At 44.7% G+C, this 25737-nt stretch carries 21 protein-coding genes; 18 read left to right on the top strand and 3 right to left on the bottom strand.

Annotated features, from left to right (window positions below; all coding sequences use genetic code 11):
- The first annotated feature begins 208 nt into the window (after nt 1-208).
- The 6 genes from BMW45_RS03710 (at nt 209) to BMW45_RS03680 (ending at nt 6696) form a co-directional block, all read left to right on the top strand.
- Nucleotides 209-2116: a BglG family transcription antiterminator gene (locus BMW45_RS03710; RefSeq protein ID WP_092240648.1), complete on the top strand. Its 1908-nt coding sequence runs from the start codon at nt 209-211 to the stop codon at nt 2114-2116.
- A 428-nt stretch (nt 2117-2544) separates the two neighbouring features.
- Nucleotides 2545-2847: a PTS sugar transporter subunit IIA gene (locus BMW45_RS03700; RefSeq protein ID WP_025231194.1), complete on the top strand. Its 303-nt coding sequence runs from the start codon at nt 2545-2547 to the stop codon at nt 2845-2847.
- 25 nt (nt 2848-2872) lie between these two features.
- Entirely contained in the window at nt 2873-3175 is a 303-nt protein-coding gene (locus BMW45_RS03695; protein ID WP_038278151.1) for a PTS sugar transporter subunit IIB, read from the top strand.
- 30 nt (nt 3176-3205) lie between these two features.
- A complete protein-coding gene (locus tag BMW45_RS03690; protein ID WP_025231196.1) occupies nt 3206-4480 on the top strand; it encodes a PTS sugar transporter subunit IIC in 1275 nt (424 codons plus the stop codon).
- Nucleotides 4481-4497: 17 nt separating this feature from the next.
- A complete protein-coding gene (locus BMW45_RS03685) occupies nt 4498-5817 on the top strand; it encodes a 6-phospho-beta-glucosidase (protein ID WP_025231197.1) in 1320 nt (439 codons plus the stop codon).
- Nucleotides 5818-5859: 42 nt separating this feature from the next.
- Entirely contained in the window at nt 5860-6696 is an 837-nt protein-coding gene (locus BMW45_RS03680) for a chitosanase (protein WP_278320766.1), read from the top strand.
- A 63-nt stretch (nt 6697-6759) separates the two neighbouring features.
- Here the strand turns inward: BMW45_RS03680 and BMW45_RS03675 are convergent, their stop codons facing one another.
- On the bottom strand, nt 6760-8034 hold the full coding sequence (locus BMW45_RS03675) for an L-cysteine desulfidase family protein (protein ID WP_092246134.1): 1275 nt from the start codon (nt 8032-8034) through the stop codon (nt 6760-6762).
- Nucleotides 8035-8197: 163 nt separating this feature from the next.
- Between BMW45_RS03675 and BMW45_RS03670 the strand changes: the two genes are divergently transcribed.
- The 3 genes from BMW45_RS03670 to BMW45_RS03660 all read left to right on the top strand — a co-directional run bounded on the left by BMW45_RS03670 (nt 8198) and on the right by BMW45_RS03660 (nt 11510).
- Nucleotides 8198-9121, top strand: a complete 924-nt coding sequence (locus BMW45_RS03670) for a LysR family transcriptional regulator (RefSeq protein ID WP_092240644.1) — start codon at nt 8198-8200, stop codon at nt 9119-9121.
- 71 nt (nt 9122-9192) lie between these two features.
- On the top strand, nt 9193-10173 hold the full coding sequence (locus tag BMW45_RS03665) for a Gfo/Idh/MocA family protein (protein ID WP_092240642.1): 981 nt from the start codon (nt 9193-9195) through the stop codon (nt 10171-10173).
- A gap of 14 nt (nt 10174-10187) precedes the next feature.
- The gene (locus tag BMW45_RS03660; protein ID WP_092240640.1) at nt 10188-11510 is read left to right on the top strand and encodes an MATE family efflux transporter; all 1323 of its coding nucleotides are present in this window, start codon (nt 10188-10190) and stop codon (nt 11508-11510) included.
- A gap of 21 nt (nt 11511-11531) precedes the next feature.
- On the opposite strand, the gene BMW45_RS03655 is transcribed toward BMW45_RS03660, so the two are convergent.
- The gene (locus tag BMW45_RS03655; protein WP_092240638.1) at nt 11532-12065 is read right to left on the bottom strand and encodes a glucan-binding protein; all 534 of its coding nucleotides are present in this window, start codon (nt 12063-12065) and stop codon (nt 11532-11534) included.
- A gap of 220 nt (nt 12066-12285) precedes the next feature.
- Here BMW45_RS03655 and clpB point away from each other — a divergent pair, with 220 nt between their 5' ends.
- Nucleotides 12286-14874, top strand: a complete 2589-nt coding sequence (gene clpB, locus BMW45_RS03650) for an ATP-dependent chaperone ClpB (protein ID WP_092240636.1) — start codon at nt 12286-12288, stop codon at nt 14872-14874.
- 76 nt (nt 14875-14950) lie between these two features.
- Here the strand turns inward: clpB and BMW45_RS03645 are convergent, their stop codons facing one another.
- Nucleotides 14951-15955: an asparaginase gene (locus tag BMW45_RS03645; protein ID WP_025231205.1), complete on the bottom strand. Its 1005-nt coding sequence runs from the start codon at nt 15953-15955 to the stop codon at nt 14951-14953.
- A gap of 164 nt (nt 15956-16119) precedes the next feature.
- Between BMW45_RS03645 and BMW45_RS03640 the strand changes: the two genes are divergently transcribed.
- The 8 genes from BMW45_RS03640 (at nt 16120) to BMW45_RS03605 (ending at nt 25610) form a co-directional block, all read left to right on the top strand.
- Complete coding sequence (locus BMW45_RS03640) at nt 16120-16299, top strand: DUF4250 domain-containing protein (protein WP_025231206.1); 180 nt, start codon at nt 16120-16122, stop codon at nt 16297-16299.
- Nucleotides 16300-16419: 120 nt separating this feature from the next.
- Nucleotides 16420-17931 carry a cardiolipin synthase gene (gene cls, locus BMW45_RS03635; RefSeq protein WP_092240634.1) on the top strand — a complete coding sequence of 504 codons (1512 nt, stop codon included), beginning with the start codon at nt 16420-16422 and terminating at the stop codon, nt 17929-17931.
- A 44-nt stretch (nt 17932-17975) separates the two neighbouring features.
- Complete coding sequence (locus BMW45_RS03630) at nt 17976-18446, top strand: putative ABC transporter permease (RefSeq protein WP_092240632.1); 471 nt, start codon at nt 17976-17978, stop codon at nt 18444-18446.
- A 54-nt stretch (nt 18447-18500) separates the two neighbouring features.
- The gene (locus BMW45_RS03625) at nt 18501-19262 is read left to right on the top strand and encodes a lysophospholipid acyltransferase family protein (RefSeq protein WP_092240630.1); all 762 of its coding nucleotides are present in this window, start codon (nt 18501-18503) and stop codon (nt 19260-19262) included.
- Between the two features lie 36 nt (nt 19263-19298).
- Complete coding sequence (gene pheA / locus BMW45_RS03620) at nt 19299-20435, top strand: prephenate dehydratase (protein ID WP_092240628.1); 1137 nt, start codon at nt 19299-19301, stop codon at nt 20433-20435.
- A 123-nt stretch (nt 20436-20558) separates the two neighbouring features.
- Nucleotides 20559-21863, top strand: coding sequence for an ATP-binding protein (locus tag BMW45_RS03615; RefSeq protein ID WP_092240626.1), 1305 nt, complete (start codon nt 20559-20561; stop codon nt 21861-21863).
- Nucleotides 21864-21900: 37 nt separating this feature from the next.
- Nucleotides 21901-23469, top strand: coding sequence for a Ppx/GppA phosphatase family protein (locus tag BMW45_RS03610; protein ID WP_092240624.1), 1569 nt, complete (start codon nt 21901-21903; stop codon nt 23467-23469).
- The gene (locus BMW45_RS03605; RefSeq protein ID WP_092240622.1) at nt 23469-25610 is read left to right on the top strand and encodes an RNA degradosome polyphosphate kinase; all 2142 of its coding nucleotides are present in this window, start codon (nt 23469-23471) and stop codon (nt 25608-25610) included. Before BMW45_RS03610 ends, BMW45_RS03605 begins: the two co-directional genes overlap by 1 nt.
- The last annotated feature ends 127 nt before the right edge of the window (nt 25611-25737 follow it).

Here is a 25737-nt window from a genome sequence, read left to right as displayed (position 1 = left end):
ATTAAAAAATATGGACCCATGTCGTCACCCCGTTCCGCAATGGAATGGGGTTTTTTATATTATCTATCTGTGAGAAGAGATTACCACATTTAAATTGGAAAAAAGAATCATTTAGTTCCCTTGCAAATTATGGTATTATGTAAATATGCATAAAAAATATAGCTAAAAGTATTTCGTATTTGGCATGAATAAATAGGAGTGAATAGATATGGATAGGCGAAAGAGACAGATCCTGGATATTTTGTCAGACAGTGAATACTATACGGCAGAAGATCTTGCAGGGCAGATCTGTATCGGGACAAAGACCATTCGCAATCTGCTGAAAGAGATGAATCAGGAAATAGAGCCCTATGGGGCCTTAATTCTTTCAAAATATGGTGTAGGATATTATCTGAACGTTTCGGACAAAGAAAAGTTCGGTTCTTTTATTCAGGACACCCATCATTCCGATAAATATCTGCCTGATACGTCGGAGGAACGGATACAATACCTGCTGGAGTATCTGTTTAACAGCCCTTCCTATGTAAAATTGGATGAATTGAGTGACAGTCTGTATATCTCGAAGCGGACATTGACTGCGGATTTAAAGGAAGTAGAACAATACTTAAATAAATTTAATATAAAAATCATCCGAAAACCTAATTACGGAATTAAGCTGGAAGGAGGAGAGTTCGAAGCAAGATTGTGCATCGCGTCTTTTTCTGGAAAACGGCTTCATAAGGGCAATCAGAGTATGGATGAGATTGCGGCATGCGTATCGGATGTACTTAAAAGGAACGATTTTCTGATTCCCGGAGCTGCCTATCAGAACCTTGTTGTTCATCTCTACATAGCAATCAGCCGGATCATGGAATGCCATTATGTGCCCATGCCTGAGGAGCCTTTGAAGAATTTGAACGGACGGTATGAGTATCAGATCGCAAAAGAAATCGCGGAACAGATAGAATCCACATTCCACATCACATTCCCTGAGGCAGAGATCGTTTACATCACCATACACTTAGCAGGGAAGAAGATGATATACCATGCCGATGGAGCGGATCAGAATATCATCATCACCCAGGAAATCAGTGATCTGGTGACCATCATGCTGGAACGGGTGTATGATTTATTCAAATTTGATTTTCGCAATGATCTGGAGCTGCGCATGCTATTATGCCAGCATCTGGTGCCTTTAAGCATCAGGATCAAATATGATATGGACTTGAAGAATCCTCTTCTTCGGGATGTAAAGGAAAGGTTCTGCCTTTCCTATACCATGGCCTGCAATGCGGTCACAGTTATAAATGAACATTTTAATATCCTTTTGTCAGAAGATGAAATTGCATACTTTGCCTTTGCTTTCGCATTTGCTCTTGAGCGGAAAAAGTCTGAAATAGAGAAAAAGAATATACTTCTGGTATGCTCTTCCGGTCGGGGAAGTGCGAAGCTTCTTCAGTATAAATACCAGAATTCGTTTAAAGAATATATAAACGATATTACTGCCTGCGATGTGGGAAGTATTTATAAGGTGGATTTTTCAAAATATGACTACATCTTTACCACCGTACCCATCACGGTTCCCGTACCTCTTCCGATTCTGGAGGTTCAGTATTTTCTTGATGACAAAGACATTGTCAATGTAAAAAAGGTTCTTACTTCCGATAAGGCATCTTCCGTGCGGAATTACTATGAACGGGAGATGTTTCTGCCTCATTTAAAGCTGCAGACAAAGGAAGAGGTCCTTCGCTGTATGTGCCAGTTTGTGATGGAAAAGAAGAATCTTCCGAAAGAATTTTATGAATCCGTGTTAAAGAGGGAGAGGCTAGCCAAGACCGCTTTTGGCAACATGGTGGCAATGCCACACGTTTACAAGGCGATCAGTGAGGAGACATTTGTATGTGTTGGTATCCTTGATGAACCGGTGGACTGGGAAGGGCAGAAAGTACGCGCCGTTTTCCTGGTGTCCATAGCCAATAAGGATCATACCAGTGAAGAACTGCAGCGCTTTTATCAGATGACGGCAGCCTTTCTATTAAGCCAGAAACAAATCCAGGAGCTGGTCAAAAAGCAGGATTATGATGCATTTATAGAAGCCATGAGCAGCATAGAAGCCCAGATTCCAAAGGAAGTATGAGGCAAAGGCATATAGAATAAAAGTGAGACGAGTACAGAATGATTATCATTTTGCACTCGTCTTTTTCTCTGTCGGGGATCAGCTTCGCAAAGGCGTATATTCAGCTGGTAAAGAGAGGAAAAAGGTACCATTACGAAAATGGAAAAAGGCATCATGGAGTTCTAAAAAGAAGTATGGTAGTATGTGAATGTGCAATAGATAAATGCATTATTTTCAATGGAGATAGGGAAGTGATGAAGAGAAAATTTATGAACGGCCTGCTTGCAGCAGCAGGGGCTGCCGTTTGTTCTGTACCAGCTGCCAATAGAGGAGAGGTTAACAGTAGATAGAATAATTCAGATAATACAAGATCAGCATGATGTAGTTATGAGTCCCTTCATGACATTTGTAGACTCATAATTACAGGTTAAGAGAGAGGCAGTGTGAGAATGGATATTGAAATGATTGTTATGAAGCTTGTAGTCTGCGGAGGGAACGCAAGAAGCACTGCGATTGAAGCACTGCGTTCGGCAAAAAATGGTGATTTTAAACATGCAGACCAGTTGATGGAAGATGCAGAAAAGACGATTCAGGAAGCACATGAGGTCCAGACAGAAATGATCCAGAATGAGTTAAACGGCAAAAAGGCAGAAGTCGGGCTTTTAATGGTTCATGCCCAGGATCATCTGATGAATGCCATGACGGTCATGGACCTGTGCAAAGAAATGATTGATATTTTAAGAATAAAATAATTCATTTATAGAAAGGAAGGTAGTTATGAGAAACATTGTTTTGTTTTGTGCGGCAGGAATGTCCACCAGCCTCTTGGTTCATAAGATGAAAGAGGCAGCTGAAAAAGAAAATTACGAGTGTAAAATCAATGCCTATGCACTTGCAAGCACCAAGGACAAGGGGAAGGATGCAGATATCATCCTGCTGGGGCCTCAGGTTCGTTTCAGTAAGGCAAAAGTAGAAAAGGACTGTCCAGGTAAGATCATTGAATGCATTGATATGCAGGTATATGGCACTATGAACGGTGCAAAGGTCATAGCTCAGGTCAAAAAAGCTTTGGGCGATTGAATTTGAGCACACAATAAGGGGGAAATAAAGATGGATAAATTGATGAACTGGTTGCAAGACACAATTATACCGCCATTGTCAAGATTGGGGAATCAAAGACATTTGGTAGCGGTACGTAATGGTTTAACCTTAACATTACCGGCAATCATAAGCGGAAGTATTTTTCTTATCATAGGAAATATTCCAATTGAAAGCTGGACTAATTTTTTAGCACCTTATGAAGACATGATTAATGCTGCCGTCGGTGTATCGTTTGGCATTATTTCACTTTTAGCAGCGATTGGAATCGGTTATGAGCTAAGTAAAAGCTATGACCTTGATGCTATTTCCGGTGCGGGCTTGTCGGTAATGGCTTTTATTACCACTCAGCTTTCAGACGGCTTTGTCATTGATCCTGCAGGCTTTGATTCTACGGGACTATTTACAGCGATTATTGCGGGAATTGTTACGACTGAAATTTATCATTTCTGCATAAAAAAGAATTGGGTATTTAAGCTGCCTGAGGGTGTGCCGCCAGCAGTAAGTAATTCCTTTGTATCTTTGATTCCTGCTATGCTGATTTTAGTGCTGTTCTGGACAATTCGTGTTCCGCTGCATTTTAATATTACTGAATTCATTCAAAGTATCTTTTCACCGTTGCTTCATGCATTAAATAGTTTGCCTGGTATTTTGCTCTACACATTTTTAGTAAGTTTATTGTGGTGCGCAGGAATCCATGGAGACATGACATTAGAAGGTGTTGCAGATCCAATATTTTTAGCCTTTGTTGCAGCAAATGCTTCTGCATATGCCAAAGGAGAAGCACTTCCTTATATCACTGCTTCAGGTTTTTCCAGCTTATTTGTTAATGTAGGCGGAACAGGAGCAACATTAACCTTAGTTCTTCTGATGATTTTCTCAAAATCAAAAACTTATAAGGAATTGGGAAAGGTAGCTCTGCCAGGTTCGATTTTTGAAATAAATGAGCCAGTAATTTTCGGGTTTCCGATTATCATGAACCCACTGATGATGATTCCTTTCATCCTGATTCCGTTAGTATTGGCTGCCAGCAGTTATTTTCTTATGTCCATTGGATTGGTTGGCAGACCGATGATGATGGTTCCCTGGACAATGCCCCCGATTATTGGACCTTTAATGGCTACTGGCTGGGACATAAGAGCCGCAATCTGGTCTGCACTTGAAATTGTCATTGCTATTGTTATTTATATGCCGTTTTTCAAGATTGCTGAAAAACAAATGTTGGAGAATGAAAATCACACACTTGAAACAACGGATATTGAAGTTGATGGAGTTGCAGAAAATTGATCATGGAGGAATTTACTATGTCAAAAAAAATTAAAGTTGTAACGATTGGCGGAGGATCCAGCTATACACCAGAATTGGTTGAGGGATTTATTAAAAGATATGATGAATTTCCAATCAGTGAATTGTGGCTGGTGGATATCGAAGAAGGCAGGCATAAGTTAGAGATTGTGGGAGAGATGGCTAAGCGGATGGTAGAAGCAGCAGGAATTGACTGCAAGGTTTACTTAACGCTGGACCGGCGGGAAGCTTTAAAAGATGCGGATTTCGTTACCACACAGCTGCGGGTTGGATTATTAGATGCACGAATTCTGGATGAACGTATCCCTTTAAGCCATGGATTAATCGGTCAGGAGACCAATGGGGCCGGGGGCATCTTTAAGGCATTACGAACCATTCCTGTAATATTAAATATTGTAGAGGAAATGAAAGAGCTATGCCCTGAAGCTTGGTTAATTAACTTTACCAATCCTTCCGGTATGGTTACGGAAGCCGTTTTAAGATATGGCAATTGGAACAAGGTCGTTGGTTTGTGTAATATTCCAATTAATGCGGTCTATGAAGAAGCTGCAATACTTGATGAAATACCATCAGATTTATTCTTCCAGTTTGCAGGCATTAATCATCTGCACTGGCACACGGTGGTTGATAAAAGTGGAATCGACAGAACGGATGAACTGATTAAAAAGATGTATGGAAGTGGAGAAACAAATTCAATTGTTGCAAATATTAAGGATAATCGTTTGATATTTGAACAAGTTGAAAATCTTCATATGGTTCCATGCCCGTATCATAATTATTATTACTATACGGATAAAATGTTAGCCGAGGAATTAGAAGACTTTAAAAACAATGGAACCCGTGCAGAAAAAGTCAAAAAAATTGAAGCTGAATTATATGAATTATATAAGGACCCCAATCTGAATTATAAACCGAAACAGTTAGAAGAACGGGGCGGAGCCAGATATAGTGATGCGGCTTGCGAAACGATTACCTCAATCTACAATGATAAAAGAACAACCATGACTGTTAGTACCCGGAATAACGGTACGATCAAAGACCTGCCTGATGATTGCGCGGTTGAAGTTACTTGTACTTTAACAGGAAAAGGCCCGGTTCCTTATAATTTCGGAAGCTTTAAACCTCAGGAAAGAGGATTGCTACAATTGATGAAAGCTATGGAGGAATTAACCATTGAAGCTGCTGTGACAGGGGATAGAGGTACCTTATTACAGGCCTTTATGATGAACCCACTGATTACCAGCGGGGACGTAGCAAAACAGGTAATGGAGGAATTACTGGAAGCCCATAAAAAACATCTTCCTAATTTCTTTCAGTAGGTTTTCAGTAAACTTTTGTTTGATGAAAGGAGAAAATTTTTCTTGAATAAAAAAACAAACAAAATCATGGTTATCGTATCTCTCATAGGGTTATTGGTTTTAACCGGATGTACTTCCAATCAAACCGGCGGTCAATTAAAGAAAGAGAGCGAAAGCAGCGGTTCTTTGAAAGACTTAGAAAAGAAAGAGATAGCGATGGAGTTAGTTTCCAGCGCAGAAAATTCATCGTTGGATTGGAAGGCTCAATACAGCTATATTGAAGATATTGAAGATGGGAGAGGTTATACAGCCGGAATCATCGGGTTTTGTTCTGGAACGGGAGATATGCTGCAATTAGTAAAGGGCTATACAGAAACAAAGTCGGAGAATCAGCTGGCTAAATACATAGAAGCTCTTGAAAAGGTGAATGGTTCGGATTCTCATGAAGGATTAGGGGAAGCTTTTGAAAATGACTGGAAGGCTGCCAGCGAAGATGAAGAATTCCAGGAAGCACAGAACAAAATCAGAGATGTTATGTATTTTAATCCGGCAGTTGACCAGGCAGTAAAAGATGGATTATCCATTTTGGGTCAGTTCATTTACTATGATGCAATCGTAATGCATGGCCCTGGTGATGGATCTGTTCCATATGAAGAAAGTTTTCCGGGCATAAGAGAGGCTGCGATAAATAAAGCGAAGTCTCCGGCAGATGGAGGAAATGAAGCAGATTATCTTACGGCTTTTCTTGATGAAAGAGATAAGGTAATGAAACTTGAAAGTGCTCATGAAGACTTAAGCAGAACAATTGCCCAAAGGAATTTCCTAAAGGAAGAAAATTATTCCTTACAAAAGCCTCTTGAGTGGGAAATGTATGGAGATCCCTTTAAGATTGATAAATGATATCGCTATTAAGGTTAAAAGACAGCAATTCCAGGAAGCCCTGGAATTGCTGTCTTATCTATGTTACACCTCTATCATAATCCGTATAATTTCCTTGTTGGTTTCCCTCATTCCTTCTCTCCCCAGTCTTCCAACATTTCGAAGGGTAGCCTCCACGCCTTTGGTGACGATCCCGTCGCCGTCAAAGAACTGCTGTCCCTGCATGTACATATTATAACCTAGAATTCCGGCTTCTATGGATGATGCGATCTTTGCCGCGCAGGAGGATTTTGCCCCATCGCATACGATACCGGAGACAATGGCGAGCGCATTGACTATGGTATGGATGACTTCCTCATAGCCCCCTCCGCAGAGATAGGCAATTCCAGCTCCGGCCCCGGCTCCTGCATTGACGGCACCGCAATAGGCGGATAATCTGCCGATGGGTGTTTTCTGGTGAATGGCAGCCAGATTTGATAAGGCTAAGGCCCGGTATAACTTCTCTTCGCTGACCTTTAAGGCCTTTGCATATACAATAACAGGTACGGAAACGGTGATCCCCTGATTTCCGCTTCCTGAATTGATAACCACCGGCAGTCCGCATCCATTCATTCTGGCATCAGAACCAGCAGCTGCCATGGCCTTTGCCCTGACGGATAAGTCATCTCCGGAACTTTTAAGAAGTACCTTGCCGATATTGGCTCCATAGCTTTCCTTAAGCCCCTCTTCGGCAATGGCCCAGTTGTAACGGATCTGGCGTTCCAGGATTTCCTGGATGTCAGAGATGTCCACGGAATTGATAAAATCCCAGATATCCTCCATATTGAGTAAAGTCCGGTCGGTCAGCGCCTCTTCTTCTAAAGCTGCTTTCTTTTCCGTCTGTATGGTCCCATCCTTTTCAATGAGGACGATGTTGGTGTGGTAACCCGCAATCCGTACCCTGCTATAGGACGAGCCCTTATACAGAGTAACCAGGATGTCAAAATTAATCCCCTGATCCAGGTGTTCTACCGTGATCTCCCGTTCTTTCATAAATTCTCTCATCTGTATCATCTGCTCCGGCGAGACCTCTGCTATGACCTCCAGCTCTCTTTCCGGATTCCCTGCCACGATCCCCGCTGCAACAGCCGCAGGAATGCCCTTTAAATGGCCGGTGTTCGGGACGATTACTGATTTCACATTCTTAATAATGCTTCCGCTGGCTGCCACCACCACTTTATCAGGCATTTGGCCCAGAGCTTTTCTGGCTACTGCGGCGGCATAAGCCAGGGCGATCGGTTCGGTACAGCCCATGGCAGGAAGCAGTTCTTCTTTCAGTATCTGGACATAGTTGCGGTATTTATTACATTCCCTTTCCATATGAACATAAATTCCTTTCTGAAATATCATTAATTTTCCGTATACAGCCTGTCAATAATCATTGATTTCTTATTAGTTATAATGTACCATATAAAAGTGTGGATGTAAAATTTAACGTTTTTAAGATAACGTTTAATATTTTTAAATTGAAAGGAGTTTTAAGATGGAGCTTCGAGAAATAAAGACATTTTTAGAGGTGGCAAACCGGAAAAGCTTTTGCAGGGCGGCTGAAAAGCTGGGCTATTCCCAGGCTGCTGTCACCGTACAGATCAAACAGCTGGAACGGGAATTAGATGTTCATTTGTTTGACCGGATCGGAAAGCAGACGACCCTGACTCATGAGGGGGAAACCTTTTATGAATATGCGGCTGAAGTGGTAAAGAATTTAACCCATGTAAAAAATATTTTATCCGTATCCTCGGAGCTTACCAAAAGGCTGGTGATCGGGACCATTGAGTCCATCTGTTCTACCTTGTTTCCGCCCCTCATTCAGGAGTTCCACCGCCTTTATCCCTTAGTCAACGTAAGCATTATCGTGGACTCCCCTGATGCGCTTCTTACCATGATGAACAATAATACCATTGATCTGGTGTATTTCCTTGATAGGCGCATGTATGATTCAAAATGGATAAAAGTGATGGAAAAGCCTGAAAACATTATTTTTGCCGCTTCAAAGAACCATCCTTTTGGAATGGAAACAGGTCTTACCATTGATCAAGTCATTTCACAGCAAATGATCCTTACGGAAAAGGATGCCAGCTACCGGTTTATGCTAGAGCAGTACCTCGCTGCTTATGGAAAAAAGGTTTATCCCTTTCTGGAGATCGGCAATACGGAATTCATCATCAAGCTTCTCCGCAGCAACGCAGGGATCTCTTTTCTTCCGGAATTCACCATTTGCAGGGATATTGAGGAAGGAACCTTAATGCCTCTTAACATGAAGGATTTTCACATGCAGTCCTGGAGACAGATGGTTTATCACAGGGATAAATGGATCAGCAGAGAGATGAAGGCATTTATTGAACTGGTTCAAAGGATGGAGCAGGAGTGCAAAGGGGCAGCCCCTCTGGACATTCCAAAAGAATAATTGTACAGACTCTTTTCATGTGCTATACTGAACAGGAAAATATATGAAATAATTGTACGGAGGTTTAAGACATGGAAACGTTAAAAATCGGAATCATGGGAACAGGCAGGATCGCATCGGTACTGGCAAATACAATGCTTCAGATGCCTCAGGTAGTTCTGTTGGGAGCAGCCTCCAGAAGCCTGGAAAAAGCGGAAAAATTTGCGGCACGTTTTTCCATTGAAAGGGCTTACGGCTCTTATGAGGAACTTGTGAAAGACCCGGATATTCAGCTGATCTACATTGCAACACCTCATTCTGAGCATTGCAGCAATGCGAAACTATGCCTGGAAAATGGAAAACATGTTCTCTGCGAAAAAGCCTTTGCTGCCAACTATGCTCAGGCCAAGGAGATGACCGATCTGGCGGAGGAAAAAAATCTTATGATAACGGAAGCCATGTGGGTTCGATACATGCCTATGGCAAAAACCCTGAAAGAGGTTTTAAACTCAGGCGTTATCGGTGAGCCTATGACCCTTACAGCAAATCTCTGTTATCTGGTTTCTGACAAGCCGCGCCTTATAAAGCCGGAGCTTGCGGGGGGAGCCCTTCTTGATGTAGGAGTGTACACTCTTAATTTCGCTTCCATTGTTTTTGGTGATGAGATTACAGATATCAAATCCAGTGTGATTAAGACAGACAGCGGAGTGGACGCCCAGAACAGCATAACCCTATGCTATCCTGGAGGAAAGATGGCAATCTTAAACAGTTCCCTGCGGGTGCTCTCCGACCGTATGGGAGTCATATACGGAACCAAGGGATACCTTGTAGTTGAGAATGTCAATAATTTTGAGACCATCCGGGTTTACAATGCCAATAGGGAGCTGGTTGAAACTCACATCAGGCCGGAACAGATATCAGGATATGAATACCAGATTGAAGCCAGCGGGGAAGCCATCAGAAACGGCTGGACAGAGTGTCCCCAGATGCCTCATAAGGCAACCCTGGACGTAATGAAGGTCATGGATGAGCTAAGAAGACAGTGGGGAATCCGCTACCCGTTTGAGGCATAATAAGAGGAAGGTTAATGTTTACTAAAAAAGATTTGATGAAGCTGCTGGCCCCTTTGATCGTGGAACAGATATTGATCGTTTTAGTAGGAATGGTGAATGTCATGATGGCGGCGGCAGTGGGAGAGGCATCTGTTTCCGGAGTTTCTCTGGTGGAATCCATCAACATCCTGGTCATTCAGATGCTGTCGGCACTAGCTACAGGAGGTGCTGTCATTTCGTCCCAGTATCTTGGGAAAAAGCAGTCAGAGAATGCCTGCAAGGCAGCGGGGCAGCTCATTGGAGTCACGACTGTACTGTCAGTGCTTGTTACCCTTATTGCACTGGCAGGCAGGGGAGGCCTTTTAAGGGCCATTTTTGGCAGTGTGGATGAGTCAGTCATGAGCGCCGCCGTGGTTTATTTCTGGATTACGGCCCTGTCCTATCCCTTTGTGGCAGTCTATAATTCCTGTGCGGCCTTATTCCGCTCCATGGGAAACTCCAAGGCTTCCATGGCAGTGTCCCTTGTGATAAATACCGTGAATGTAGCGGGAAATGCAGTCTGTGTCTACGGCCTTCATATGGGAGTGACCGGCCTGGCATGGCCCACCCTGTTTTGCCGGGTGGCCGCTGCAGTAGTGATGCTTTTCATGATTCAAAGTCCCGACAATGTTGTGAGGATCAACCGTCTGGAGGATCTTAAACCAGACATTCCGATGATTAAGAAGATACTGTCCATTGGTATCCCAAACGGCCTGGAAAACGGCATGTTCCAGTTTGGAAAGCTTGCGCTGCAAAGCCTGATCTCTTCCCTGGGAACGGCGGCGATTGCCAGCTACGCAGTGGCTTCCAACCTGGTGACCCTGCTGTATCTGCCCGGCAATGCCATAGGCCTGGGCCTGATCACCATTGTTGGACAATGTGTGGGAGCAGGAGAGAAAAAGGAGGCAAAGCGCTATACCAGACTTTTGGTCGGCGCTAATTACGGAATTCTTCTTTTGTTGTGTACGGTCATGGTCGTATTTTCAGACCAGCTTGCTTCTGTCTACAACCTTTCGGGGGAGGCTGCAAAAATATCCGTCCGTATGGTGGTGGTCCACAGCTATGCGATGATCGTGTGGCCTTTGGCCTTTACCATTCCTTATGCCCTGAGAGCTTCTATGGATGCCAAATTTACTATGGTGGTGTCCATATTCTCCATGTGGCTGTTCCGGATCGCATTTGCTTATTTCTTCGTCCGTGTGATGAATACAGGTGTCATGGGCGTATGGTATGGTATGTTTATTGACTGGATTTTCCGTGCGGTTTTATTTAGCTGGAGATTCAGGGGAATAGAAAAAAGAGCGGTGTCTGTTTCTTAACAGCACTGCTCTTTTCTTCGTTTACCTGACTTCATTCATGCGCCCGTTTGCATCCACATAGGAACCGTCAACAAATTGGTTTACAGCCATAAGACCGAGTAGACCGTCGGAATTCGGGTTAAGATAGTACCAAAAGCCATCGATTTTATGCCAACCGGTTACCATGATTCCAATCTGGTTCGTGTAAAACCAGCCGCAATGATCAGAGTCATATACCCAGCCGGTTACCATAGAGCCTTCCTCTTTTCCCTGACTGGGATTAAAATAATACCAGTTGTCATTGATAAAACGCCAGCCGGTCGCCATGTACCCATTATCCATGAAATAATAGGAATGGCCCTGGTATTCCGCCCATTTTCCGGCAGGATAGGAGGAATTCCATTGATTAAAAAAACGCCAGCCAACCTCATCCTTTATCCAGGCACCGGACAGATATATGGATTCATCCTTTGTGTGGGCAAAGCTGTCAAAGGGGACTGTGGCTGCAAAAAGAAACAGGGAAACAGCAGCGGCTGCTCCGTGGAGTAGTAACCCGCGGCGGGAAATATTTTTCATGAAAGTGTCACCTCCTGAATGTAAGGGATAAGAATCACTGCTTTGATTATAGAGGAAGGTCCTGGAAAAAACAATGCAGGGCTTAAAACTGTAAGATTTTTGTTGGAATTCTGTTGGAATCCTGAAAAATTATCTTGACACAGGAAACACTATTTGTTATATTACATATAGAACAAATAAAGCAATACTTTTACATAACGGAAAAAAAGGAGGAGCTATTATGAACATCAATAAATTTACGCAAAAATCGATGGAAGCCGTCCAGAATTGCGAAAAGCTTGCATATGAATATGGAAATCAGCAGATCGAGCAGGAACACATGCTGTACAGCCTTCTTACCATTGAAGACAGCCTGATTTTGAAACTCATTACCAAGATGAATATACAAAAAGAGCAATTCTTAAATGAAACGGCTCAGGCAATAGAAAAACTTCCCAAGGTCAGGGGAGGACAGATTTACATCAGCAATGATTTAAATAAGGTCTTAATAAGCGCCGAGGATGAGGCAAAGGCCATGGGAGATGAATACGTTTCTGTAGAGCATTTATTCTTAGCCATGTTAAAGCAGCCATCCAAAGCGGTAAAGGAGCTGTTTCGGAGTTATGGCATAACAAAGGAAAACTTTTTACAGGCCCTATCCACGGTAAGAGGAAATCAGCGTGTTGTAAATGACAACCCGGAGGCAACCTACGATACCCTTACTAAATACGGCTATGATATGGTGGAGCGGGCCAGGGACCAGAAGCTGGATCCTGTCATCGGACGGGACAGCGAGATCCGGAATGTGGTGCGGATCCTTTCCAGGAAGACGAAGAACAACCCGGTTTTGATCGGTGAGCCTGGAGTCGGTAAGACTGCCGTGGTAGAAGGCCTGGCTCAAAGGATTGTCCGGGGCGATATACCGGAGGGATTAAAGGACAAAAAGCTGTTTGCCCTTGACATGGGAGCATTGCTGGCAGGTGCCAAGTACCGGGGTGAATTTGAGGAACGTTTAAAGGCCGTTCTTGATGAAGTGAAAAAAAGTGACGGTCAGATCATTCTGTTTATTGACGAGCTTCATACCATTGTAGGAGCAGGTAAGACAGAAGGTTCCATGGACGCAGGCAATATGTTAAAGCCTATGCTTGCCAGAGGCGAGCTACACTGCATCGGCGCCACCACACTTGATGAATACCGCCAGTATATAGAGAAGGATCAGGCTTTGGAACGGCGTTTCCAGCCGGTCATGGTCGACGAGCCTACGGTGGAAGATACCATATCCATATTAAGGGGACTGAAAGAACGGTATGAGGTCTACCATGGGGTAAAAATCACAGACTCTGCCCTGGTATCGGCAGCCGCTTTGTCTGACCGTTATATCAGCGAGCGTTTTCTGCCGGATAAGGCCATTGACCTAGTGGATGAAGCCTGTGCCATGATAAAGACAGAACTGGACTCCATGCCGGCTGAGCTTGATGAGCTTTCCAGGCGTATTATGCAGATGGAGATTGAAGAGGCTGCCCTAAAGAAGGAAACCGACCGTTTAAGCCAGGACCGCCTTGCAGAGCTTCAGAAGGAGTTGGCGGAGCTTCATGATGAGTTTGCTTCCCAGAAGGCCCAATGGGAAAATGAAAAGTCATCCGTGGAACGGTTATCCGCCCTGCGGGAAGAAATTGAGAATATGAACCGGGAGATCCAGACAGCGCAGCAAAAGTATGATTTAAACCGCGCGGCAGAGTTACAATACGGAAAGCTTCCCCAGCTTCAGAAGGAACTGGCGGAAGAGGAAGAGCGTGTAAGGAACCAGGACATGAGTCTGGTTCATGAGAGCGTAACAGAAGATGAGATTTCCAGAATCGTATCCAAGTGGACAGGAATCCCGGTGGCCAGACTGACGGAAGGGGAAAGGAATAAAACCCTCCACCTTGATAAGGAGCTTCATAAGAGAGTCATCGGCCAGGACGAGGCAGTAATCAAAGTGACCGAGGCCATCATCCGTTCCAAGGCAGGGATCAAGGATCCTACCAAACCCATTGGCTCCTTCCTGTTTTTAGGACCTACGGGCGTTGGAAAGACCGAGCTTGCCAAGGCCTTGGCGGAAGACCTGTTTGACGATGAAAATAACATTGTCAGAATCGATATGAGCGAATACATGGAGAAGCATTCCGTATCAAGACTGATCGGAGCACCTCCAGGATATGTGGGCTACGATGAGGGCGGCCAGCTGACAGAGGCAGTCAGGAGAAAGCCTTATTCCGTTGTGCTCTTTGATGAGGTGGAAAAGGCTCACCCTGATGTGTTTAACGTACTGCTGCAGGTTCTTGACGATGGACGGATCACAGATTCTTCCGGAAAAACCGTTGACTTTAAAAACACCATTATTATAATGACCTCCAACATCGGTTCCCAGTATCTGTTAACAGGTATTGACGAAGCCGGAAGAATCCGGGAAGATGCAAAAGCAATGGTTATGAATGATTTAAGGAACCATTTCCGTCCGGAATTCTTAAACCGTCTTGATGAAATAATCCTGTTTAAGCCTCTTGAAAAGGAAAATATAGCAGGAATCGTAGACCTGCTCCTTGCGGAATTAAACAAACGGATTGAAGATCGGGAATTAAAGATTGAGCTGACTGACCTGGCAAAAGAGTTTGTGGTGGAACAGGGGTATGATCCGGTTTACGGAGCCCGTCCGTTAAAACGGTATCTGCAAAAACATGTGGAAACTTTAGCGGCCAGGATCATTCTTGGGGATGAGGTCCGGGCAGGAAATGTAATCGTGATCGACGTGTCGGAAGACGGCCAGAAGCTGATTGCTTATCTGGAATAAGGGATAAACCTTACGCTTATTTTAAAGGGCGCAGCAAAAGGGATGATTACTCATCTCTTTTGCTGCGCCCGTATTTTTAAGCCTGCCAAAGAATATCTCTGTTAATAGTACGGTAAAATAATTCCCGTATCTCATTTTCGTCACTGGTCTGTCCCAGAATCCACATGAGCTTCGTCACTGTGGCTTCCAGAGTCATATCATAGGCTTCTAAAAGTCCCAGCTCCTTTTTTATGGAATGCCCGACTTCGTACACGGACATATCGCTGCCCTCATTGGTCACCTGGGTGGCCATGACCACGGTTTTTCCTAGATTAATCCACTTTTTAACAGCCTTATAAAAATCACCGGTATCATAGGAAGGAAGGCCGCCGACGCCAAAGGATTCTATGATCACCGCATCATAGTGCTCTGCCATGAAATCCAGAACGTCAGACCCCATGGAAGGAATCAGTTTCATTAATGCCACATGAGGATTCAGCTTTTGGAAAAACTGTACCTGCCTGGGACAGGAAGCCTTATCATCGACGTAAAACAACACATGTCCATCCTGAATCGCTGCAATATATGGAAAATTAATGCTGGAAAAAGCATTGTAGCTCTTGGTGCGCTCCTTTTTCCCTCTGGTGCCTGCAATCACCTTGCCGTCAAACGCAATGGTAACACCATGGGCCTTAGACTCGCTGGCAAACCGTAGACTATCTGATAAATTCGTGCGGGCATCGGTGTTTTCCATGTCAATGGGCCTTTGGGCTCCGGTGATGACAATGGGCTTTTCCGAATCCTGTACCAGATAGGAAAGGGCTGAGGCTGTATAAGCCATGGTATCCGTGCCGTGGCAGATAACAAAACCATCGTAATCCTTATAATGAGTTTCAATAGCCTTTGCCATGGTAATCCAATGGCTTGGCTGCATATTGGTGCTGTCTATGTTTAGTATCTGCAGGCTGTCTGCCTGACAGAATTCTGATGCTTCCGGAACATAGGAAAGGATTTCGTCTGTAGTAAGGAGAGGCTTTAAGCCATTGTCACTCCGCTTACAGGCGATGGTGCCCCCTGTTCCAAGCATTAGTATTTTTTTCATACCTTGTACCTCCTAAAGGATTTCAAATTTGATTGTAGCACTGATTACTCCATTCGTACAGGGGTACTTTGCCATGAAAATTCCGCAACTCCCATTCTCAATGATTCACAATTGGGAATAATTATGATAGAATAAATATGTTAACAGAATAGGAGGAGGAAAAAATGTTTAATATACCTAAAGATCCGGTGATGCTGCTAAGCTATGTCAATACTCAGTTAAGAGATTATTATCCTTCTCTTGAGGAATGCTGCCATAGTCTTGGGATCCAGGAGAATGACCTGACCCTTTCTCTGGCTGCGATTGATTATCATTATAACAGGGAGAGAAATCAGTTTGTATAAAAGGGTCATCGCATCAGCGGTGGTCCTTTTCTGCAATTAAATATCCCGAAGAAAGCTATGAGGTATGCCTCATTGCCCGCATAAAGCGGATCGTGACCGCTTAGACAGGAGGGATTTATTATGGAAACGATGTTTTTACAGGCAGTTGATATTTGGAACTGGCTGATTGATCATCTGATTTATATCAACCTGATTCTATCAATTATTATCGTGTTTTTTCAGCGCCGTGATCCCAAAGCAGTCTGGACCTGGCTCCTGGCCCTGTATTTTGTTCCTGTATTCGGTATTCTTGTTTATCTGCTTTTGGGCCAGGATATGCGAAAGGGCAAGATGTTCCGGATTAAGGAAGTGGAAGACCGGGTGCGTTATTCCGCAAAAAACCAGGAAGAATTTTTAAAAAGCCATGATATCAGCCTGGTATCGTCTTTGTCCCGTGACTATGAGGATCTTGTGCTGTATAATCTGGAGACTTCCGGATCTGTGCTGACCGTTGACAACACGGTTGAGATTTTTACGGACGGGGAAGAAAAATTTAAAGACTTGAGAATGGAGCTTTCCAATGCAACCCATTTTATTCATTTGCAGTATTATATTATTAAAGACGATGAAGTGTTTGACTCCATAATTCCCATCCTCATAGAGCGTGCCAGAGCAGGAGTTGAAGTGCGCATTCTCTGCGACGGTATGGGGGGGCGTTTCATGCGTAAGGACAAATGGAACCAGCTCAAGGAAAACGGGGTAAAGATAGGGATCTTTTTCCCGCCCATACTAGGCAGGCTTCAGCTTCGTGTAAACTACAGAAACCACAGAAAGATCGTGGTCATTGACAACAGGGTCGGATATGTGGGAGGCTTCAACATCGGCCGGGAATATATTTCAAAGGATACCAGGTTCGGTTATTGGAGAGATACCCATTTAAAGCTGCAGGGAGGGTCTGTGCTAAGCCTTCAGATCCGCTTTGCTCTGGACTGGAATTATGCGACAGGAGAAAACCTGTTCCGTAATATGAAATATTTTTGTGAAGATGAAGACGGAAGTTGTCTGGATTTCCTTGGCGTGGTTGACATAAATGACGAGAGAAAACATCTTGGAATCCAGATCATTGCAAGCGGCCCGGATGCAAGGAGCCGACAGATCCGGGATAATTATATCCGGCTCTTTTCAAAGGCCAGGGATCATATCTACATCCAGACACCTTATTTCGTGCCTGATGATGCTGTGCTTACCGCTTTGTCAGTAGCTGCCCGTTCCGGTGTTGATGTAAGGCTGATGATCCCCTGTAAGCCGGATCATCCTTTTGTTTACTGGGCTTCCTATTCCTATGTGGGGGATTTAATATCTGCCGGGGCCAGGTGCTATACCTATGAAAACGGGTTTCTCCATTCCAAGGGGGTTATGACCGACGGAAAGGTCAGCTCTTATGGCACTGCCAATATGGATATCCGAAGCTTTGAGCTAAATTTTGAAGTAAATGCGGTAATCTACGACGAGGAGACGACCCGCAGGCTGGAAGCTCTGTTCCTGGAGGACCTAAAGGTGTGCAAAGAGATCACAAGAGAGGTGTATGAAGAGAGGAGTCTTTTCATTCGGATCAAGGAACAGGGGAGCAGATTGTTGTCTCCTCTATTATAGAATTCTTTAACAGAAGAACATAATATCCCAATAACCGGCGCATAATGAAGGGTATGAAAACACTATCACAACTAAACTTAAAACAACTGCCACTTAATTTCTGCAAATGCGGGGTGACAGGTTGGTGCCTGGAGGTTATCTTTACCTCCACGGAATCCATTTTGCGCCAAGACTGGCGGCTTATGGGGCAGACGTCCCTATTAATGTTTCCTATTTATGGCTGCGGAGCACTTTTAGGTCCCATAGGAGATCTTATTGACCGGTGGGTGAATCCCGGTTCAGGATTTACGGCAAAGAGAGCGGATCTTGCTATCCGCCATGGATTTCTTTACATGGTTCTCATTTTTGTGGCGGAATATATTGCCGGCTCCCTTTTGCGGGGCAGAGGGATGTGCCCGTGGGATTATACGGGGCGAAACTCCAACATAGACGGACTGATCCGTCTGGACTTTGCACCGCTGTGGTTTGCCACAGGACTGTTGTTCGAACAAATTACAAAAAAGAAAGGCGGGTAGTATTGTAATTAAAGTCACCATTTTATATAATAGATGAAATGGAGGGCTAGATCAATGATACGTTTTATTCTTGTAGCAGCAACAGTCATCATATTTTTGATTTTAAGCATTCCGGTCATTATATTTGAATGGCTGACCGGTAAAAAGGACCGCCGCCAGCGGGATATCCAGAGCCTGGCGGTGGTCCAATGGATTTTTCGGATCATTCTTCATATGGCAGGCGTGAGCATTACGGTTAAGGGTAAGGAGAATATACCTTCAGACCGGGCCGTTTTGTACGTTGGAAATCACAGGAGCTATTTTGATATTCTTGTAGGTTATGTGACGGTTCCCGACCTTATGGGATTCGTGGCAAAAAAAGAAATGGAGAAGATTCCTCTGCTTTCCACCTGGATGAAGTATGTAAATTGTCTGTTTCTAGACAGGAAGAATTTAAAAGAAGGCTTAAAGACCATTCTCATAGGAATCGATCAGGTAAAACGAGGTGTTTCCGTCTGGATCTTCCCGGAAGGTACCAGGAACCGGGAGGAGAGTCCCTTAGATCTCATTCCTTTTAAGGAAGGAAGCCTTAAAATTGCGGAAAAAAGCGGCTGCCCGGTAGTACCGGTTGCAATTACCGGAACAGCGGAAGTGTTTGAACGGCAATTTCCCCGCATGCTTCCCTCTCAGGTGACGATTGAATTTGGCAAGCCCTTTTATACAAAGGAATTGGAACCGGAGTTTCGGAAATTCCCAGGCGCTTATGTAGAGAATCAGATAAAGGCCATGCTGGAAGCAGAACTGAAAAGCCAGGGAAAGATTTCTGACAGGGCTTAAGCACACATCAGATAAGAAAAAGGAATGATAAGACCCATGAAGACATTGGATTTACAGGAAATCAGAAAACAGCTTGACGGGATTGACCGAGAGATTGTTTCGTTATTTGAAAAGCGGATGGCGCTTAGCGGCCAGGTGGCCGAATATAAGATTGAAACAGGTAAGCAGGTTTATGACAAGGAAAGGGAGCAGCAGAAGATCGAGGCTGTGACCGGTATGGTGGAAGATGAATTCCATAAACATGCGGTAAGGGAGCTGTTCACTCAGATGATGACGATCAGCCGCCATTTCCAGTACAAGCTTATGGCGGAACACGGACTTAAGGCGGAATATGATTTCCGACCGGTAAAGAGTCTTCCAGTCAATCATGCACGGGTGGTGTATCAGGGAGTGGAAGGCGCCTACACCCACGAGGCAGCACTAAAATATTTTGGGGCCGATGCAGATATATACCATGTGGACTCCTGGGAAGATGCCATGAAAGAGGTGGAGGCAGGAGCAGCTGATTATGCGGTTCTGCCCATTGAGAATTCCTCTGCAGGGGCGGTCACCCATAATTATGACTTACTTATAAAATATCACAATTACATTGTGGCGGAAACCTTCCTTTCCGTAGACCATGCGCTGCTTGGGCTTTCGGAGGCAAAGGAGGGGGACATCCAAACGGTGTTTTCCCACCCCCAGGCCCTTATGCAGTGCTCTGAATTTTTAAATGCCAACAGGGACTGGAGGCAGATCAGTGTGGAGAATACTGCCATAGCAGCCAAAAAGGTCTTTGAGGATGGCGATCCGTCCCAGGCGGCGGTGGCCAGTGAGATCGCAGGGGAAATTTACGGGCTGAAGGTTTTAAAATCTTCCATCAACCATAATAAAAACAATACGACCCGGTTCATCATCCTGTCAAAGGAGCCGGTATACCGGGAAGATGCGGGAAAAATAAGCATAAGCTTTGAACTGCCCCATAAGAGCGGTTCTCTTTATAATATGCTGAGCAATTTTATCTATAACGGGGTCAGCATGATGATGATCGAGTCCAGGCCCATTCTTGGAAGGAACTGGGAATACCGGTTTTTCATAGATATTGAAGGGAATTTAAGTGATGCTTCCATTCAGAATGCCTTAAAGGGAATCTCTGAAGAGGGAAGCAATATGAGGGTTTTGGGAAATTATTAGGGGCTGTGTGACTTATTATTCTACAGAAGGAAAAAGGTTGAAAGAACAACATCTTTCAACCTTGAATTTGTGAATCAGCTGGATATATCCGCATATCTGCCTGATTCATTTAGGAGGCAAATTATGAAATCCCAGGAATTGATTTTGTACCGTAATTTGAATCATCGTGAACTTTTTGACAAGATCGCCGGGCTTTTGAGCCTGGAATCGGGGTCGGAAAGAGAAACAATGCCGGATTCCTATGCCTGCGCCGGTCAGCTCATTGAGCTGGCGGCTTCCTATGGCTTTGAGGGGAATCTCTGGCATTGTTTTTTATCATTCTGCCTTGCAAACAATGAAAATGCCTATAGTACCTCCTGTGAGATCGTAGGCCCCATCGAAGGGACTTTAAATGAACTGGTTGCTCATGATTTCCGGGTCATAAAGGAATTGTTTGATCATGACATCCGAAAACTGGACCGTTTAAATCGGGGACAGGGGATATGGACCGCCCTTTCCGATTACCGGACAGCAGACGGCAGCAGTAAGATCTATAATAAGAGGATCAGGGACCAGATTGTTGCCCTGGCCGTTGCCTTGGAAGAAGCTGAGGATGAGACTGTTTTTGCTTCTGTGATAACAGAGTTTTACCGCAGGTTCGGAGTAGGGAAGTTCGGCCTTAATAAAGCCTTCCGCATCGAGGAGGCAGTCGGCGAGCCTCAGATCCTTCCTATCACCAGCATTGAACATGTCCATTTAGATGACATCATCGGCTACCAACTCCAAAAGCAGAAGCTGATCGAAAATACGGAGGCTTTCTTAAACGGGCGGGCTGCCAATAACGTCCTGCTGTTCGGCGACAGCGGAACCGGAAAATCCTCCAGCATTAAGGCCGTGCTCAATGAATATTATGACAGAGGGCTTCGGATCATCGAGGTCTATAAGCATCAATTCAAATCTCTTTCAAAGGTCCAGGAACAGGTGAAGGATCGGAATTACAAATTTATTATTTACATGGATGACTTATCCTTTGAGGATTCTGAATTGGAGTATAAGTATTTAAAGGCGATCATTGAAGGCGGCCTTGGGAAAAAACCGGGTAATGTGCTGATTTATGCCACTTCCAACCGCAGACATCTCATACGGGAAAAATTCAGTGACAAGAGGGAGCTGGATGATGACTTACATAATAATGACACCGTCCAGGAAAAGCTTTCCCTGGTGGCCCGTTTTGGTGTAACCATCTATTACGGCTCGCCGGACAGAAGAGAGTTCCAGGAGATCGTAGGGGCGCTGGCCGCCCGCAGCGATATAAACATGTCTCTGGAAGAATTGTATGCAAAAGCAAATATATGGGAACTAAACCACGGAGGCTTATCAGGCAGAACGGCAAGCCAGTTTATTACACACCTTTTGGGAACAACTGAAAAGAAAGACTTGGATATTTAAAAAGCTGCCTGACAAATGGGCAGTAAGGAGGAAAGGTATGGCAATACGATTATTTGCCGCCATTGATGTTGGATCGTTTGAACTGGAGCTTGGTATCTATGAGATTTCTGCTAAGACAGGAATCCGTAAGGTGGACCATGTCCGTCATGTCATTGCCCTTGGAAGGGACACCTATAATGATGGAAAGATCAGCTATGAGCTGGTGGAGGAGATGTGTCAGGTCATCAAGGATTTTGCGGATATCATGCAGTCTTATAAGGTGATCGGGTACCGGGCCTACGCCACCAGTGCCCTGCGGGAAGCGAAAAACAGCCGGATCGTACTGGATCAGATCCGGGTGAGGACTGGTATCGAAGTGCGTGTCATCAGCAACTCCGAGCAGCGATTTATCAGTTATAAGGCCATCGCCTCAAAGGATGCGGAATTCCATAAGATCATACAAAAAGGTACAGCCATTGTGGATGTAGGCTTTGGAAGCATGCAGGTTTCCCTTTTTGACAGGGATGCCCTGGTTTCCACCCATAACCTGATGTTAGGTGTCTTAAGAATCCGTGAAATGATGGGGACCGTACAAGTCGATAACCAGATGCAGAATACCCTGATCGAGGAAATGGTGGATAATGAACTATATACATTCCGCAAGGTTTACTTAAAAGACAGGGAGATCAAAAATCTGATCGGGATAGGAGAAAGCATCCTATATCTGTCCCGGGGCAGCCGCGGCGGAAAGCCAGTGGAACGGGTCACTGCAGAGGAATTCGCATTTTTTTATGAAAAGATTGTTGAAATGTCTTTAGACCAGATCCAGGAACGGTTTGGAGTTAATTCGGAATACGCATCCCTCCTGGTTCCGGCGGCCATCATCTTTAAACGAGTTTTGGAACTGACCAAGGCAGAGCTTTTCTGGATTCCGGGAATCCGTTTATGCGACAGCATTGCAGCCGAATTTGCAGAGGAAACAAAGGCGGTGAAATTCAACCATGATTTTTCCGAGGACATTCTTGCGGCCTCCCGCAATATGGCAAAGCGCTATAAATGCCATGGTCCTCATACGGTGAATATGGAAAAATACGTGGTAGATATCTTTGACAGCATGAAGAAATATCACGGAATGGGAAAGAGAGAGAGGCTTCTTTTGCAGATTGCCGCCATCCTTCACGCCTGCGGCAAATTTATCAGCATGAGAAACCCCAGCGAATCCGCCTACCATATCATCATGTCAACAGAGATCATCGGTCTGTCCCATATGGAGCGGGAGATCATCGCCAATGCGGTCCGCTACAATGGGGTGGAATTTGATTATAACCGGATCCATTTAAGCGAAGAGGTGTTCCGGAATACAAAAGGAGAATTTCCTCATGAGGACAGCATCATACTTGTGGGAAAGCTGACAGCCATTTTAAGGCTCGCCAATTCCCTGGACCGCAGCCACAAGCAGAAGCTGTCAGACACCCATATGAGCGTAAAGAACGGACAGCTGGTGGTGACCGTCTCTTATGAGGGCGATATTACCCTGGAATCCATGGCATTCCGGCAAAAAGCTGATTTTTTTGAAGAAATATTCGGTATAAGGCCCATATTAAAACAGAAGAGGAGGTTATCCTGATGACAGGCACCGATGAAATATACAACAATCCTGAGAATTATGTAAACCGGGAACTGAGCTGGATCGAATTCAATTACCGCGTGCTCAGTGAAGCGAGAGATAAAAACCTTCCTCTTTTTGAACGGCTGAAGTTTTTAAGCATCACAGCCTCAAACTTAGATGAATTCTATATGGTCCGGGTGGCTTCCTTAAAGGATATGGTCCATGCCAAATATACAAAGCCGGATATTGCAGGCCTAAAACCGTCGGAACAGCTTGAAAAGATCAGCGTGCGGACTCATGAGCTGGTTGCTTTGCAGTATTCTACTTATAACCGTTCTCTTCTGCCTGCATTAAAACAGAATGGACTTCGGGTGGTTCAGGTCCATGAGGACCTAAGCGAAAAAGAGGGCAGCTATGCGGACAGCTATTTTGAGAGAAATGTATATCCGGTGCTCACTCCCATGGCTGTGGATTCATCCAGGCCATTTCCACTGGTCCGAAACAAATCCTTAAACATCGCGGCTCTCCTTCAGAAAAAAAGCGGGGAAGATGAACTGGAATTTGCCATGGTCCAGGTGCCTAGCGTACTTCCGAGGATCGTTGAGCTTCCCACCGGAAAAAAGGATGAACGGGCGGTCATTTTATTGGAACAGATCATTGAACGGAATATCGGCAGCCTGTTTTTAAATTACAACGTCATTACCGCCCATCCCTTCCGCATCATGAGAAATGCGGATCTAACCATTGACGAGGAAGAAGCGGAGGACCTTCTGGAGGAGATCCAGAAACAGCTTAAGAAACGGCAGTGGGGGGAGGCTATCCGTCTGGAAGTGGAAGAAAAGATGGATAAACGACTGCTAAAAATACTGAAACGGGAATTAAGCATCAGCTCCGCCGATATCTTTGAGATCGCAGGTCCTCTGGATCTGACCTTTCTCATGAAGATGTACGGAATGAAAGGCGTTAACCATCTAAAGGCAGTTTCTTATATTCCCCAGCAGGTTCCAAGGCTTATGAACGAGGACGACATATTTACCAACATCCGCGGAGGCGATATTTTGCTTCATCATCCTTATGAGACCTTTGACCCTGTGGTAAATTTTGTAAAAACCGCAGCCAGTGACCCTGAAGTCCTGGCGATCAAGCAGACCCTTTACAGAGTCAGCGGAAATTCCCCCATCATTGCCGCTTTGGCGGAGGCCGCCGACAATGGCAAGCAGGTATCGGTGCTGGTGGAACTAAAGGCCCGCTTCGATGAGGAAAATAATATCAACTGGGCGAAAAAACTGGAGAAGTCCGGCTGTCATGTCATCTATGGATTGGTAGGTTTAAAGACTCACAGCAAGATCACTCTGGTGGTACGCAGAGAAGAGGATGGCATCCGCCGTTATGTTCATTTAGGCACCGGAAACTACAACGATTCCACAGCAAAGCTTTATACGGATCTTGGCCTAATGACCTGCAACCCTCAGATCGGGGAAGATGCCACGGCCGTATTCAACATGCTGTCAGGCTATTCCGAGCCGCTTCACTGGAATAAGCTGGTGATGGCTCCCATCTGGCTGCGGGCCAGATTCTTAAGGCTGATCCGTAGGGAGACGAAAAATGCAGAAAACGGGAAAACGGCTCATATCATGGCCAAGATGAACTCCCTTTGCGATAAGGAAATCATAGCGGCCCTTTATGAGGCATCCTGCGCGGGAGTGAAGATCGAATTGATCGTCCGCGGGATATGCAGCTTAAAGGCGGGAGTTCCGGGCTTAAGTGAAACGATTACGGTCCATTCCATTGTTGGAAATTTCCTGGAGCATGCCCGGATCTTCTATTTTGAAAATGACAACAGTCCGGAGCTGTATATGGGAAGCGCCGACTGGATGCCAAGAAACTTAGACCGAAGGGTGGAGATCATGTTCCCTGTAGAAGATGAAATGCTGCAGGAGCAGATCTTCCATCTCCTTAAGGTGCAGTTTCAGGATAATGTGAAGGCTCATATCTTAAAAGCCGACGGAACCTATGAGAAACCTGATAAAAGGGGCAAGGTCCTGGTCAACAGCCAGGAGCTGTTCTGTGAAGAGGCCATCCAGAATGTGAAAGCGGAGCTTGGCAAGTCGGATCCGGTAGGCAGCCGGGTGTTTATTCCTACGGAAAGTCAGGAGTAAGCCAATGGAAGAGCGCCCCATAGTTACCGAATTATAGCTTTTTTGTAAGAAAATAGTAAGGCAAAGATACCTTTCTTGTGGTAAAATGGATGCAGGCTTTTCCTCAATAAAAAAGAAAAGCCGCTTA

Source organism: Lacrimispora sphenoides (assembly GCF_900105215.1).
GTDB classification, from domain to species: domain Bacteria; phylum Bacillota; class Clostridia; order Lachnospirales; family Lachnospiraceae; genus Lacrimispora; species Lacrimispora sphenoides_A.
The sequence above is the reverse complement of the archived record's forward strand: the minus strand, read 5'-3'. Positions and strand labels throughout refer to the sequence as shown.